General features: G+C 38.6%; 12 protein-coding genes, 1 tRNA gene and 1 pseudogene. 8 read left to right on the forward strand and 6 right to left on the reverse strand.

Features of this window, described 5'->3' with window-relative positions; translation table 11 throughout:
• Positions 1–367: 367 nt before the first annotated feature.
• Positions 368–3,199 carry an excinuclease ABC subunit UvrA gene (gene uvrA / locus CDG56_RS08840; protein WP_087547634.1) on the reverse strand — a complete coding sequence of 944 codons (2,832 nt, stop codon included), beginning with the start codon at positions 3,197–3,199 and terminating at the stop codon, positions 368–370.
• A gap of 367 nt (positions 3,200–3,566) precedes the next feature.
• On the opposite strand from uvrA, the pseudogene CDG56_RS08845 reads away from it, so the two are divergent.
• Positions 3,567–3,893 (forward strand): annotated as a pseudogene (locus tag CDG56_RS08845) (TetR/AcrR family transcriptional regulator); the annotation flags it as partial.
• Positions 3,894–3,915: 22 nt separating this feature from the next.
• Complete coding sequence (locus CDG56_RS08850; RefSeq protein ID WP_413772785.1) at positions 3,916–4,086, forward strand: DUF1304 family protein; 171 nt, start codon at positions 3,916–3,918, stop codon at positions 4,084–4,086.
• Between the two features lie 156 nt (positions 4,087–4,242).
• On the opposite strand, the gene tenA is transcribed toward CDG56_RS08850, so the two are convergent.
• Entirely contained in the window at positions 4,243–4,917 is a 675-nt protein-coding gene (tenA, locus tag CDG56_RS08855) for a thiaminase II (protein WP_005156779.1), read from the reverse strand.
• A gap of 171 nt (positions 4,918–5,088) precedes the next feature.
• Here tenA and CDG56_RS08860 point away from each other — a divergent pair, with 171 nt between their 5' ends.
• The 6 genes from CDG56_RS08860 (at position 5,089) to CDG56_RS08885 (ending at position 12,026) form a co-directional block, all read left to right on the forward strand.
• The gene (locus CDG56_RS08860; RefSeq protein WP_005156777.1) at positions 5,089–6,171 is read left to right on the forward strand and encodes a DUF475 domain-containing protein; all 1,083 of its coding nucleotides are present in this window, start codon (positions 5,089–5,091) and stop codon (positions 6,169–6,171) included.
• A 151-nt stretch (positions 6,172–6,322) separates the two neighbouring features.
• Entirely contained in the window at positions 6,323–7,687 is a 1,365-nt protein-coding gene (locus CDG56_RS08865; RefSeq protein WP_034602552.1) for an MFS transporter, read from the forward strand.
• A gap of 51 nt (positions 7,688–7,738) precedes the next feature.
• Complete coding sequence (gene ssb, locus CDG56_RS08870; RefSeq protein ID WP_005156773.1) at positions 7,739–8,323, forward strand: single-stranded DNA-binding protein; 585 nt, start codon at positions 7,739–7,741, stop codon at positions 8,321–8,323.
• 278 nt (positions 8,324–8,601) lie between these two features.
• Positions 8,602–9,462, forward strand: coding sequence for a pirin family protein (locus tag CDG56_RS08875; protein WP_087547635.1), 861 nt, complete (start codon positions 8,602–8,604; stop codon positions 9,460–9,462).
• Positions 9,463–9,897: 435 nt separating this feature from the next.
• The gene (locus tag CDG56_RS08880; protein ID WP_087547636.1) at positions 9,898–11,196 is read left to right on the forward strand and encodes an FAD-dependent oxidoreductase; all 1,299 of its coding nucleotides are present in this window, start codon (positions 9,898–9,900) and stop codon (positions 11,194–11,196) included.
• 2 nt (positions 11,197–11,198) lie between these two features.
• Positions 11,199–12,026: an SAM-dependent methyltransferase gene (locus tag CDG56_RS08885; protein WP_087537024.1), complete on the forward strand. Its 828-nt coding sequence runs from the start codon at positions 11,199–11,201 to the stop codon at positions 12,024–12,026.
• A gap of 48 nt (positions 12,027–12,074) precedes the next feature.
• Here CDG56_RS08885 and CDG56_RS08890 read toward each other — a convergent pair.
• The 4 genes from CDG56_RS08890 to CDG56_RS08905 form a co-directional block, all read right to left on the reverse strand.
• Positions 12,075–12,150 (reverse strand) — tRNA-Thr (locus tag CDG56_RS08890).
• A 578-nt stretch (positions 12,151–12,728) separates the two neighbouring features.
• On the reverse strand, positions 12,729–13,034 hold the full coding sequence (locus tag CDG56_RS08895) for a hypothetical protein (protein ID WP_004678953.1): 306 nt from the start codon (positions 13,032–13,034) through the stop codon (positions 12,729–12,731).
• Between the two features lie 174 nt (positions 13,035–13,208).
• Complete coding sequence (locus tag CDG56_RS08900; RefSeq protein WP_087547637.1) at positions 13,209–14,441, reverse strand: type II toxin-antitoxin system HipA family toxin; 1,233 nt, start codon at positions 14,439–14,441, stop codon at positions 13,209–13,211.
• On the reverse strand, positions 14,438–14,698 hold the full coding sequence (locus tag CDG56_RS08905; RefSeq protein ID WP_004678949.1) for a helix-turn-helix domain-containing protein: 261 nt from the start codon (positions 14,696–14,698) through the stop codon (positions 14,438–14,440). Before CDG56_RS08905 ends, CDG56_RS08900 begins: the two co-directional genes overlap by 4 nt.
• Positions 14,699–14,733 lie beyond the last annotated feature (35 nt).

Genomic DNA, 14,733 nt, shown 5'->3' on the forward strand with positions numbered 1-14,733 from the left:
GTGTTATACGATTAATTTAATTTGTAAATGAAGCATGACAATTAAAAAATTTGGGAAGTTCAATTTTAAGAGCTAATTTAATTTGGAAAAACGATTGTAAATTTAAACTTGATCTATTTAATCGACTTTACTTTTTGAGATATAATTCACATAATGGTTGAAGAGAGGTATTTAATTTGCATTTTATTCTCTCGTAACATTTTCTCAATATATTGTGTTTTACTAGCTCGACTTTCCCCAAGGTTGAGCTTTTTTTTTGCCCAGTTCTTTATCATTTTTTAAGATATGACCTTTGAGTTGGCGTAAATTCAAGCTAGAGAGACGAAATCAACCTAAATTTACGCCAGTACTTGAGAACCAATTAAATTTATTTCAACATTGGCTTCAAGAAACGCCCTGTGTGAGAAATCTCAACTTCAGCGACTTGCTCAGGTGTACCTTCGGCAATGATTTGACCACCACCAGAACCACCTTCAGGACCAAGGTCAATTACCCAGTCGGCAGTCTTGATCACATCCAAATTATGTTCAATCACCACAATGGTATTACCCTTATTGCGTAGTTCATACAAAATGTCGAGTAACTTAGCAATATCATGGAAATGTAGACCTGTTGTCGGCTCATCCAAGATATATAAGGTTTTACCTGTATCACGTTTTGCTAACTCACGCGCTAATTTAACCCGTTGCGCTTCACCACCTGAAAGCGTGGTTGCTGCTTGACCTAAACGAATATAGCCTAGACCTACTTGAATTAAGGTATCTAAACGGCGGTGAATCACAGGAATGGCACTAAAGAATTCAGCAGCATCTTCTACGGTCATTTCTAACACGTCTGAAATGTTCTTGCCTTTATAACCAACCTCTAAAGTTTCACGGTTATAACGCTTGCCATGGCAGGCATCACAAGGCACATACATATCAGGCAGGAAGTGCATTGCGACCTTGATCATGCCGTCGCCTTCACAGGCTTCACAACGTCCGCCTTTCACGTTAAACGAGAAACGACCTGCGCTGTAACCACGTGCTTTGGCTTCAGGCGTTTGTGCAAATAACTCACGAATTGGTGTAAATAAGCCTGTATACGTGGCAGGATTCGAACGTGGGGTACGACCAATCGGACTTTGGTCAATATCAACCACTTTATCTAAGTGCTGTAAACCATCAATCGAATCAAACTTTTCTGCGGTCAGTGTGGTTGCACCATTGAGCTGGGTCGCAGCCAAAGGTAATAAGGTACGGTTAATCAGCGTTGATTTTCCTGAACCTGAAACCCCAGTCACACAGGTCATGATGCCGAGAGGAATGGTCAAATCGACATTCTGTAAGTTGTGTCCGCTTGCGCCAGACAACTTAATGACTTCATTTGGACGAGGTGATTGGGTACGCTGTTTCGGTACTTCAATCTTCAATTTGCCTGAGAGATATTGACCTGTAAGGGAGTCAGCATGGCTTGCCAACTCATCATAAGTGCCTTCGGCAATAATTGCCCCACCATGAATACCTGCACCAGGACCAATATCAATAATATGATCCGCAGCACGAATCGCGTCTTCATCATGCTCAACCACAAGCACCGTATTACCCAAATCACGTAAGCGAATTAAGGTTTGTAATAGGCGATCATTGTCACGTTGATGCAGACCAATAGATGGCTCATCCAGTACATACATCACACCCATTAGGCCTGCACCAATTTGCGATGCGAGACGAATACGTTGTGCTTCACCCCCTGATAATGTTTCGGCTGAACGTGCAAGACTGAGATAATTTAAACCGACACTGACGAGGAAATGTAAACGTTCACGAATCTCTTTAAAGATTTTATCGGCGATTTCACCTTTGGCACCTTCAAGATTGAGGTCTTGATAGTAGTTTTCAGCGTCACCAATCGACATCTTGGTGATTTGTGCAATAGTTTTATCTTTAACACGAACATGGCGAGAAATTTCATTGAGACGTGAACCATCACAGGCATCACAAGCTGCATTGGATAAATATTGTGCGAGATCATCACGCACATAATTCGATTCAGTTTCACGATAACGGCGTTCTAAATGTGGCAGAATTCCTTCAAAGGCTTGTACACGACTGTGTTTACGACCACGTTCATCGATATAACTGAGGTCGATTTTCTCTCTGCCTGTGCCTTGTAAAAATTTCTTTTGGGTGTCTTTATCTAAACTATTCCAAGGCTGATCGAGATCAATACTGAAATGATCCGCAACTTTTTGCAGCATGGTGTAGTAATACGGACGTTGTCTGTCCCAACCACGAATCGCCCCTTGGCTGATTGAAACTTCTGGATTTGGAATCAGTTTTTCTGCGCTGAAATGGCTGCGTGTTCCTAGACCGTCACAGACAGAGCAAGCACCAAATGGATTATTAAATGAGAATAATCGTGGTTCAAGTTCAGCTACGGCACGGTCACATTCAGGACATGAATGTTTTGCAGAGAACACACGTTCAGGATGTTCGCCATTTATCCACGACAACACCGCAATATCACTACCTAGACGTAATGCAGTTTCAAACGATTCTGCAATACGATTGCCGAGATCGTCACGGACTTTAAAGCGATCGACCACGACTTCGATGGTATGTTTTTTCTTTTTGTCTAATTCAGGTGGGGTATCAATATCAATGATTTCACCATCGACACGCGCACGGACAAAACCTTGACCTTGTAATTGTTCAAATAATTGGGTGTATTCACCCTTACGCTCGCGCACCACTGGTGCAAGTAGCATCAGTGCGGTGCCTTCTTCTAATCCTTTTACCGCATCAACCATTTCTGAAATGGTTTGTGCCACCATTGGGAGATCATGTTCAGGACAGTAAGGCGTTCCAACACGTGCGTAAAGCAAACGCAAATAGTCATAAATTTCGGTAATTGTCCCGACAGTTGAACGAGGGTTATGGCTAGTTGACTTCTGCTCAATTGCAATCGCAGGTGATAAACCTTCGATTGAGTCAACTTCAGGTTTTTCCATTTGCGAAAGGAATTGGCGTGCATAAGCTGAAAGTGATTCGACATAGCGACGCTGACCTTCAGCATATAAAGTGTCAAATGCAAGGGATGATTTTCCTGAACCTGAAAGCCCTGTGATCACCACAAATTTGTCACGTGGAATATCGAGTGACACATTCTTTAAATTATGGGTACGTGCGCCTCGAATACGGATATGACTTTGGCTCATGAAAACATCTCAGTAATATGCAAATAGAAGATCAAAATACATTGAACAGCAATCTCATAGATCATTCATTATTTAAGTTGAATGTATTGAAAGAAAGCTCAATACTAATCAATTTAAAATAATTTCTGAGCAGCATTTTGCTGTTGAATGGGTCTTATATGATAGCGCCTTAAAATTGTTCAAGAGGTATAAAAATATTTAAAACTACAAATTGTGACGGTTAAATCACATTTATAACGAGTATCACATCCTGACCGAGTTGTATTTTTATCATTCCTTTTTTGATTTTACTACCGTAAAGCTGTTGCAGAATAAAAATACATAAATTTACTACATGACTGGTCTAATATTAATTTATGGTGTGGCTATGAAACGATCAATCAAGAGTGAAGCAACTCGACAACATATCTTGGATACTAGTTTTGAATTGTTATTGCGTAAAAGTTTTGTGGGAGTTGGTTTACAAGAAATTTTAAAAGCCTGTGACGTGACAAAAGGTTCGTTCTACCACTATTTTGCGTCTAAAGAGGCATTTGGTTGTGCCCTATTAGAACAGTACATGGCTGACTATAAAGTACAAGTCGAACAGCTTTGGCAGCATACTGAACAAAGTGCGTATGCACGTTTAAAGGCTTTTGGTAATAGCTTGGAAAAAGCCCAACTCACTAAATTTAGCGCAGAACCAAGGTCTTTATAACGGGTTTCTTGCAGCAGGTTTGTTTTGGGCACTCATTGCACCTGAAACCTATGCGGTGGCTTTGGCAAATTTCTTTTTAGTGTGTGTTGATTGCAGGTATTTATGGTGCTTTGACGGCAAGCAAAAAAAAATTATTTATATCCAATCTGTACCCGCATTGCTTGCCTTAATTGCGGTTAACTTTTTTTAAGCAATTAAAGGTATTCACTCGATCTGATTTATGTTTTAATGCAGCCAGTTTGAGATGAGCCTCATACAGTATATCGGACAATACGATATACGACTAAGCCCCTATGAGGGGCTTTTTTATGTCTGTGAAAAATGTAAATGAAGGTCTGCTAGACGATTAAGCTTGATCTAAACCTAACCATTGGCGTTGCTGATACGCACTGTCCCAAAACAACCATTCCAGTTTTGCACCCATAGTGTATGCAGCATGCATTTTCGCCAAAGTGTCTTGATCACAACGTGCTGCCACTTTATCTACAGTTGCAATCACATTGCGCACTGCCGTATTAAATTCTTCACCTGCATAGGTATCAATCCATGCTTGATACGGATTATTAGGAACTGATTGGTTTACGATGTCTTTACCAACCTCAGCATAAATCCAAAAACAGGGAAGCAATGCTGCCAAAATCACAGGATAACTTTCTGACCAAGCTGTTGCGGTTAGGAAAGAGGTGTAATGGTGGCAGGCAAGTGTTAATGGTGTGCCTTCAAACTCAGCTTTGCTGACATCAAACTCCTGCATAAAATCACTATGCAGGCTACGTTCTACAATAATCGCAATTTTTGCTGCTTCCGAAAATTGAATCACATCATCTGCTTCATAGGCTTTTGCCGCAGCTACAGCAAGCGCACGACCATAAGCTAGTAAATAGTGAGCATCTTGAATCACATAATGACAAAATGCTTTACGATCTAAAGTACCCTTAGCTAGTTCTTGATTGAATGGTAGAGCTAATATTTTTTGATATAAATCGTGATTACGTTGCCATACATCTTGAGAAAACGTCATGAAATGAACCTATTAAAGTACATATAAAAGAAATCTTTCAGCACTATAACAGAGTCTGGTTTGGATGGTTTCTTTTGCCAAACAAGTCCAACAATCTTTTCTCTTTTTGGGTCGAAACTCGCCTACAATAGCTACATTTTTATAACTCAACGATTTCGCATAAGGCTGTTCATGAAGCATTTTCGTTTTTCTATATTCTTTACGGTAGTGTGTTTAGCACTATCTGCCTATTGGGGCTACACGCATGGCCCTGAAGCAGGCGTAGCTACGATGCTTAAAGCATTGACCATTACTGCGATCTTGGCCGTAATGGAAGTTTCGCTATCCTTTGATAATGCTGTGGTAAATGCTTCGGTATTACGTAATTGGGATCATTTTTGGAAAATGATTTTTTTAACGGTGGGTATTCTAATCGCCGTGTTTGGTATGCGTTTGATTTTCCCTGTCGTTATTGTTGCTGTGACGGCAGATATGGGCATGATTGAAGTCGCTAAAATGGCATTGAATGATCCAAAAACCTATTCAGAGCGTTTAATGGCACATCATGCTGAAATTTCAGCGTTTGGTGGTACTTTCCTGTTAATGGTGTTTTTAAACTTCTTCTTTGATGATGGTAAAGAAACGCATTGGTTTAAGTGGTTAGAAGCAAAATTAGCAAATTTAGCCAGTGTACCCGCCATGTCTGTTTTTCTCGCATTGATTGCCATGATTATTATGGCAGCCAATGTTGAAGAGTCTGTACGTTTGGCTGTGACCATGGCAGGGATTTGGGGTATTGTCGTATATATTGGCGTACAGGTGCTTAGTCATCTCCTTGGTGGTGAGCCAGAGATTGATGAAAATGGTAATGCGGTTACGCATGATGCAAATGGCGCTGCTTCAGGTGTCGTGAAAGCTGGTTTTGGTGGTTTTTTATATCTTGAAGTCCTAGATGCATCGTTCAGTTTTGATGGTGTGATCGGTGCATTCGCGATTACCAGTGATGTTGTCATTATTATGTTAGGTCTTGCGATTGGCGCAATGTTTGTCCGTTCAATGACCATCTATCTTGTTGAAAAAGGCACGTTAGATGCTTATATTTTCTTGGAACATGGTGCGCATTATGCGATTGGCGCTTTGGCATTTATCATGATCGCAAGTGGTACAGGTTTACATGTACCTGAAGTTGTAACGGGGCTAATCGGGGTTGCTTTTATCGTTTGGGCCGTGATCGCATCTATTCAATATAGCAAGCGAGAACAGCAAGCTTCTTAAGTTTATTTTCAGCTAAGTGATATATTTTAAATAAAGGAGCACGATTTGCTCCTTTATTTTTTCTCCTAAAGATTGTGTTTTTCATAATCTACTTACAACCTTGTTAAGCGAATCGCTTATAATTCGCTAAGCCAGTTATAGTGTCTTATCAATAATGAATGCTTTAGAACGCCGTTCAACTTTTGCCTTAAGCAGCATTTTTGCCTTACGCATGTTGGGTTTGTTCATGATTATTCCTGTCTTTTCAGTGGCAGGACAATCTTATCAATATGCCACGCCTGCCCTCATTGGTTTAGCTGTAGGGGTCTATGGTTTAACACAAGCAATTTTGCAGATTCCGTTTAGCTTGTTGGCTGATCGTTTTAGTCGTAAACCATTGGTTGTACTGGGTTTGCTCTTATTTGCGATTGGTGGTGCGATAGCAGGTTTATCTGACACAATTTATGGTGTGATTATTGGTCGTGCGATTGCAGGTGCAGGTGCAGTTTCAGCCGTAGTCATGGCTTTACTGGCTGATGTGACCCGTGAAGAACAGCGGACTAAAGCCATGGCAGCGATGGGGATGAGTATTGGCTTGTCTTTCGTAGTGGCATTTAGTTTAGGGCCTTGGCTCACTAGCTTAGTCGGTATTTCTGGGCTATTTTTCGTGACAACGATTATGGGATTGGCTGCGATCTTGATGTTATTGCTCGTGCCTAAAGTCACACGACATCATCGCAATTTCCAACAAGGTTATTTATCGCAGTTGAAACAAGTCATTCAAATGGGCGATTTGAATCGCTTACATGTCTCTGTTTTTTCTCTGCACTTATTGCTCACGGCAATGTTTATTTATATTCCTTCTCAGTTGATTGAATATGCACAAATTCCACTGGCAAAACATGGTTTGATTTATTTGCCATTATTGGTGCTGAGTCTGTTCTTTGCTTTCCCAAGTATTATTATTGCTGAAAAATATCGCAAAATGCGTGGTATTTTCTTGTCAGCAATTGCTGGAATTATTGTGGGTTTACTGATTCTTATTTTTGGTTATGAATCGAAATATGTATTGCTCGCAGGGCTTGGTATTTTCTTTATCGCCTTCAATGTCATGGAAGCGTTATTGCCATCTTGGTTATCGAAAGTTGCACCTATTCAATCTAAAGCAACTGCGATGGGAATAAATGCCAGTAGCCAATTCTTAGGTGCTTTTTTTGGGGGTACTTTGGGTGGACAGCTTCTGATGTTACAGAATACTGCACTTGGCTGGAGTGTCCTCTCTGGGATTGCTATACTTTGGTTGTTGGTCAGTTTTGGGCTGGCTCAACCTCGATATTTGTCTTCAATTGTGTTGCCTCTACCTCAAATGACACAAACGGACGAATGGACTTCAAAATTGTTGGCAATTCGTGGTATTGAAGAAGTCGTGGTGATGCCTGAACAACAAGTTGCTTATATTAAAGTCGATAAACAGTGTATAGATGATGCTGGACGACAAGATTTAACGCACTTGATTGGCAAAGAGGTAGCCATTTAAACATAACTCTTATAAAGTAAAACATAGAAATATATAGGATGAAGACAGCTAATGCGTGGTGTGAATAAAGTTATTTTAGTAGGTACTTTGGGTAAAGATCCTGAAACCAAAACTTTTCCAAATGGTGGATCCCTGACTCAATTTTCGATTGCAACAAGTGAGTCTTGGACAGATAAGAATACAGGCGAGCGTAAAGAACAAACAGAATGGCATCGTATTGTGTTACACAACCGTTTAGGCGAAATTGCACAGCAATATTTGCGTAAAGGTTCAAAAGTTTATATCGAAGGTTCATTACGTACTCGTCAATGGACAGATCAAAACGGTCAAGAGCGTTACAGTACTGAAATTCGTGGTGATCAAATGCAAATGTTAGATACGCGTCAACAAAGCGAACAAGGCGGCGGTGACTTTAATCAACCACGTTTTAATAACAACAATAACCAAGGTGGTGGTTACCAAAATACGGGTTATAACAACAACCAAAATGGTTATGGTCAGGGCGGAGGTTTTGCTGGCGGTAATCAAGGTAATTATGCTGGTAGTCCACAAGCAGGAAATGGTTTTAATACACCAAAATCAGCACCTCAGCCTGCGACTGCCCCTGCTGATTTAGATGATGATTTACCATTTTAACTTGTATAATATGTAAATATTGTACTCTAATTACAATAAGAACCTGATATGTATCAGGTTCTTTTTTTTATTTTTAAAAAAATATTGAATTTTACTTACTCGCCATTTTTTATACAGCAAATGTCAACAGACCCTAATTTAGTACTAAATTATCTATAAAATTTAAGATTGTCCTGTTTGTGGAATAATTTGTTGTTAATCCATATCTATAAGCGTTGATCATCAAGGCGTAAAATGAGTCTCAAGAAAAGAATTTCTACCTGAATAGGAGAAACTAAATGAAGAAAGTTCTTGGTATCTATCAAAATAAAAATATGCACTGGGTTGGTGATGGTTTCCCTGTGTACAATTTGTTTTCTTATGATCGTTTGGGACAAGCGATTAGCCCATTTTTACTTTTAGATTATGCAGCGCCGTACCGTTTTGAACCAACAACTGCTCAACAAGGAGTGGGTACCCATCCGCACCGCGGTTTTGAGACCGTAACGATTGCCTATCAAGGTGAAGTGACACATAAGGATTCAAGTGGTGGCGGTGGTACAATTAAAGCTGGTGATGTGCAATGGATGACAGCTGGAGGCGGTGTTCTACACCAAGAATTTCATTCCCCTGAATTTGCTCATCAAGGTGGTTTGTTTGAAATGGTACAACTATGGGTAAATTTGCCAGCTCATTCGAAAATGACGCCTGCAAAATATCAAGCCATTGAAGCAGCAGATATCCAAAGCATTCACTTGGATGATGTAGGGAGTGAATTGCGTGTGATTGCTGGGCAATATCAAGAGACAATTGGCGCAGCTACAACATTCAGTCCAGTCAATGTTTGGGATGGTAAAGTTGTGGCAGATCAAGCGCACACGTTTTATGTGACCGAAGGACATACCACATTGTTGGTGCTACTTTCTGGTGAGGTGATTTTAAATGATGCTCAACACATTGCAGCACCAAGCTTGGTTGTACTGAGCCGTGAAGAAATTGATTTTAAGATCAAGGCTGAGCAAGACAGTAAATTCTTGATTTTAACAGGTCAACCTTTGAATGAACCGATTGAAGGTTATGGGCCATTTGTTATGAATAGCAAAGCTGAGATTACAGATGCGATCAATGATTTCAATCGTGGTAAATTTGGCAGCATGTAAAGCTTAATTTTCCTTATATATAGACACATATAACAAAGCCCATAACTCCTTTAAAGTTATGGGCTTTCGCTATAAGGCTCTCTATTGATTGTTTTAATATTAGGTCACTTATTATTATCCAGTTTGCTACGTGACTCGATTCTGATTATTGTTTAATCACAATAGCGCTAAATTTCAGCTTTGCAAAGTCCCTAACAGGATAAAAATGGAAAAATAAAGAATGTTATGTATATTTATTTAATGTATAAAAAATATAGTTAATATTATCATTGATTTAAGCTTAAAATAAGAAGTGTGTTAAAATGTAACAATAAGTGAATGGACACATTAAGACAAAAGTCTAGCTTAAATGCAGAATATGGTATTTTTTAATACCGTATTTAGGTTAACTATCAGTCATAATCAAGAAAAATCATCAACTGATGGGACATAATTTTGGATATTGCAATTATCGGCAGTGGTATGGCAGGACTTGCCTCAGCCAGAATCCTACATGATGCAGGACATAACGTAACGATATTCGAAGCACTTGCTGGGCGCGGCATGGACAGTCACAGTATAGACTTTGATGGGGGCTTAATTGATGCACCATTACGTGTGATGAACCCAAAACTTTGGAAAAATACTTTAAGTTTAGCCAGCTATTTGGGAATAGAAATGTTCCCTGTGCGTACATTTATGGCTTGTAGTTGGTTATTTGAAGATAAAACAGATACTTGGCTAACAACTTCACGTAGCCGAATTGGAAATTTCCCAATTATTAATAACCGTAAAGGGATACAGCAATATGGCTGGCGTCTGGTAAAAGGGATGCTACAACTCAAAACAGCTGTACATCAATTTTTCAAATCAGATAATCAAGACATCACCCTAGCTGAGTTCATGAATCAATACCATATTGAGGAAGTGTTCTGGCATGGTACGGTAATGCCAGTGCTTTATACCATTTGCACATGCCATCCAAAAACGATTGGTGAGTGGCCAGCCAAGCCCCTATTAGAATTTATTCGCCAACTCACAGAAGGTGACGCTTTATTGCGAATGAAAGGGGGAACACCTGCACTCGTGAATCGACTGATTGATGGAATTGCTATCCATAGTGGCTCACCTGTTGAAAAAGTAGAAGAACAAGGCGATAAGATTTTGGTAGAAAATGGACAAGGTGCAAGCCAATTGTTCGATCGAGTTGTTATTGCAACACCAACACCAGCCATTGAAAATTTTCTCAAGCAACCACAATTTGCAGATGATATTGCATTACTGAAAAAGTTCCGTTTTGAACAAGGTGATTTGGTTATTCACACCGATCCAATCGTGATGCCACAACGCCGTAAAGATTGGGCAGTATTAAGTTATATGATGGATCGGAATTTTAGCCGCCAGCAATTCACTGTGTGGATTAATTCAATCGAACCAAGCCTAGTCGGCAAAAATGCCGTATTCCAAACTTGGTGCCCTGTAATTGATATTGACCCTAAGAAAATTATTTCTAAGGTACAGCTCACCCGTGCTGTTGTTGATTCAGAGACGGTTGCGTTGAATAAACAAATTCAAAAACGTCATTTAGACCTCAATCGTAAAGTGTTTTATTGTGGTTCGTGGTCATGTGATGGATTGCCAATTTTAGAATCTGCGGTGACCTCGGCGATGCATATTTCTGAAATTTTAGGTGCGCCATTGCCTTTCGTTGGGCTTAAACCGAAAGTTTCAGTTGCGCCAGAACTGGGTTATTAAATATGGCTTACTCCAAGCAAGGATGGATTGAGAAAGTTTTCGGACATAAATATGCAATAGATGCAAAACGTCTCGGAGATGATTCTCTACTTGCTTGGAGTAATTTAGGTTATTGGCAGAACCAATATGATGATTACCCACAGGCTTGTCAAAGCCTAGCGGATCAAATCGCTGCTTCTATTCAACTCAAACAATCTGATCATGTTTTAGATCTGGGCTGTGGACAGGGAGCAAGTCTTTTACATTGGCTTAGGTATTATCAGATTCAACAACTCAGTGCGGTTGAGCTACAACCAGAATATGCCAAACGAATTCAAAAACAATTAGCCCAAGTTCAAATTCATTGTGGATCATTTTTGAATTTAAACGCACTGCAACTTTTAAATTTATTTGATGTAGTGCTGTGTATAGATGCAGCTTATCACAGTGATTTGAATTCATTTCTCAATTCGACATCTTTGGTTTTGAATTCAAAAGGTCGAATTGCATTTCATTATTTGATGTGGTCAGATGCTTGGCGAGAGTGTTCAAATTTAAAAAAACAACAATACCGTTATTTGCTCAAAAGCGCTGATGTAAATTGGCAAAATTTAATGGGTGAACAACAATTAACACAAAAGCTTATACAAAAAGGATTTACCCAGATTGAAATTCAGGATTTTTCCGAACCTGTTTTAAATGGTTTTGCTGTCTATATTGAAAATAAGAGAAAACAAAGGAAACATTTTGACTTGGCACAATTGAAAATTGATATGACAGCAAAGTTATGCAGAAAACTCTATCAAGATGGTTTAGTGCATTATATTCAGGTCAGCGCAGTTAAAAATTAGGCAATAAAAAAGGCTTAATCTTTAAAATTAAACCTTTTTTGAATTTGATGGTGCCGGCACACGGATTCGAACTGTGGACCTACTGATTACAAGTCAGTTGCTCTACCAACTGAGCTATGCCGGCAACGTGGCGAGAATTATACAGAATCTATTTAAAAAAACAAGCGAAAAAATGAGCAAACAGATAAATTTAATTTGATTGTTGATTTTTTATCAATTTTCCCCAAATTGACCGCAGTAAATTCCAATCAATTAATGGTTTTAAATAGCTTTCAACCTAAGATTTGAAGCTAATTCCATTGAAATTTGTGGGTCAAAATTTGGCTGATTCTGATTTATACCGACAAATATACCGACAAAGTTGTCGGTATACTACCGTTATTCGCCGTAGTGTATTGGGCATAAAAAAAGCTTAAACCCTTTAGATTTAAGCCTTCTAAGACATCATGTGGCTACATGATAATGAATCTTGGCGAGAGAGGGAATAAACTTATTAGATTAAATTTATGATAATTAATGAAAAATAAAAATCATATTTTGTATTTTACCCCCAGTTATACCCCCAACTGCATGAGGGTAGGGATGCTGAATCGCAAAGGGAAAAATTTACATCGAGGCTCACCTGTGCTGTTCTTAATTATACATGAATTTCTATTTTCCCCTAAGTATCTTAAAGAGGAGTTGATAGACACTAGTATAAGATCACTTTGAACTGCCTAACAGTTTAATATTCTGTAATTTAATCCCTACTTCATCATGAGCTGCCAATTTGGCGAAGTTTTCTTCCATACCAAGCACCGCCATTACTTTAATGTATGTACCAATAGCCACACTAGGGTCGCCAGCAAAAACTTTACTCACTGTTTTATTATCAAAACCTGTACGATCACAGATCAATTGTTTAGTCAGTCCACGGCGTTTTGCCGCAAGTAACAGATCTTCTCCAAAAGCTGTCAAGGCCTTACGCTGTTTAGGGAATAGCACCCTGTATAAATCTCTTCTTCCCATAGGCATCTCTGAAAACTGGGACTGTATTCCTAGATTCTGTAGTCAAATAGGAATACATTCCGTATGGCGGTAAAAATCAACTGTTGAGATATTGAAAATTATTGATGATTTTTTAAGTATCACACTCCAACTACGAGTGATAAAAACACAATTTTAAAACTAATCTGTTTTCATCTATTCAAATTTTCTCTTTTTATCATGGCGATAAGATTTGGTTGAAACATTTGAGGTCATGATATTGGAAACTGAGCTTTCCATAGATGCACGTAAACCATTAAATAGCTGAACTTCATTGGATGATTTAAGGTGGTCAATAATATTTTCACTGAGAGATTCTATAATTTCTTTAGGATTTCTAATCTTAATTTGGTCGTTTTGAGCCAACTTGATTAGATCTGATGTATGTGGAAATTCCTTGCCACCATTAAGTTTAAGTGCCATTTTATTATCAATCGTTTTATAGATCAGTGTATGTGTAATATCAAATGGCGGTGAAACAAAAATATTCTTCATATCAGATGAATATTGATGTGCGAAATTCTTAAGGTGTGCATCACCATTGCCAATTAGACAGTTGAAAACAATGTACTTATACATCCTCTCAACTTCAATTGAGCTACCTGTATATAGATAGGTAGCTTTTAATAAAGCTTCATAGCTTCCTGTATATTTTGCATCAGGATCATTAGGCTTTTTCATTAAAGTCGTAAAGTCTTCATATCCAAGTCTTATACCATCATCGGTTTTATCAAAACGCTCTATAACATAAGTTTCTAAATTTTCGGATAAATAAGTCTTTGGTGGTTCAAGCCCACATTTTCTTGCTGCCTCCATACAAACAAATTCATTAACTGTCAGTAATGGAAATTCTGAATCGAATGATTTTACGATCAAATCTCTTTGTTGAACGGTTCTATCCGTCTGGGTTGTGATTGCATTTGGTACGCTCACTTTAGGCTGCATACCAGCTAATGAATTTCTTAGGTAATATTTTTCTAATAGTTGAGGGAAAAGAGGTTCCTTGCTGTCGTAGGATAAAATTTCACCTAGACTTAAAGATTCGGTTTCGGGTAAATTCAGCTCACTTTTATAAGAAAGCATTCCGATTCCTTGATTACCTTGTAAAGCCAACAAATACATATCATTGACCTTGGCATATCTTGCAAGTTTTTCAGCAATGAATCGACGATTAAAGCCTTCAGGTAAATTTTGTGAAAATATTGGGTGTAATGAACCTGATGAATAACCATCCATACCTTTTTTAGTCATGGTGAGAGATACATGTTGTTTTTCTTGTATAGGTTGATAGTGATGTACTGAACCATATGTCAGTACACCTAGATCGATTTGATTTGTACAAACGTGAATTGTATTGATTTTATTGGGTAGATATACGCTGGTATTCATTCATCCTCCTCAGAGAACATGCTTTCAATCTCATCCCAGTCGGGTAGGGTATGTTTCTTTTCGCTTACTTCAAATTGTAAGCCAACAGCATCTAATACACGTTCAAATATATCAAAAGACCCTGTAAAACGACCATTTTCAATTTCGGAAATCGTAGTTTTATTAATCCGTATTAATTCAGATAGTTTCTGTTGTGTATAACCTAGAATTTTTCTTGCTGCTCGTATTTTTTTACCAATCTCAGCTCTACTTGCCATAGTCTGCTCGGGTTAATAAGTTAGCTATATGGCTA

The sequence above is a fragment of the Acinetobacter sp. WCHA39 genome, assembly GCF_002165385.1.
Taxonomy (GTDB): Bacteria; Pseudomonadota; Gammaproteobacteria; order Pseudomonadales; family Moraxellaceae; genus Acinetobacter.

Excerpts from the sequence above, each read along its gene's own strand:
- CDG56_RS08860 (WP_005156777.1), top strand. The coding sequence starts at position 5,089 with ATGAAGCATTTTCGTTTTTCTATATTCTTTACGGTAGTGTGTTTAGCA.
- CDG56_RS08895 (WP_004678953.1), bottom strand. The coding sequence starts at position 13,034 with ATGGGAAGAAGAGATTTATACAGGGTGCTATTCCCTAAACAGCGTAAG.
- CDG56_RS08905 (WP_004678949.1), bottom strand. The coding sequence starts at position 14,698 with ATGGCAAGTAGAGCTGAGATTGGTAAAAAAATACGAGCAGCAAGAAAA.
- CDG56_RS08875 (WP_087547635.1), top strand. The coding sequence starts at position 8,602 with ATGAAGAAAGTTCTTGGTATCTATCAAAATAAAAATATGCACTGGGTT.
- uvrA (WP_087547634.1), bottom strand. The coding sequence starts at position 3,199 with ATGAGCCAAAGTCATATCCGTATTCGAGGCGCACGTACCCATAATTTA.
- CDG56_RS08900 (WP_087547637.1), bottom strand. The coding sequence starts at position 14,441 with ATGAATACCAGCGTATATCTACCCAATAAAATCAATACAATTCACGTT.
- ssb (WP_005156773.1), top strand. The coding sequence starts at position 7,739 with ATGCGTGGTGTGAATAAAGTTATTTTAGTAGGTACTTTGGGTAAAGAT.
- CDG56_RS08885 (WP_087537024.1), top strand. The coding sequence starts at position 11,199 with ATGGCTTACTCCAAGCAAGGATGGATTGAGAAAGTTTTCGGACATAAA.
- tenA (WP_005156779.1), bottom strand. The coding sequence starts at position 4,917 with ATGACGTTTTCTCAAGATGTATGGCAACGTAATCACGATTTATATCAA.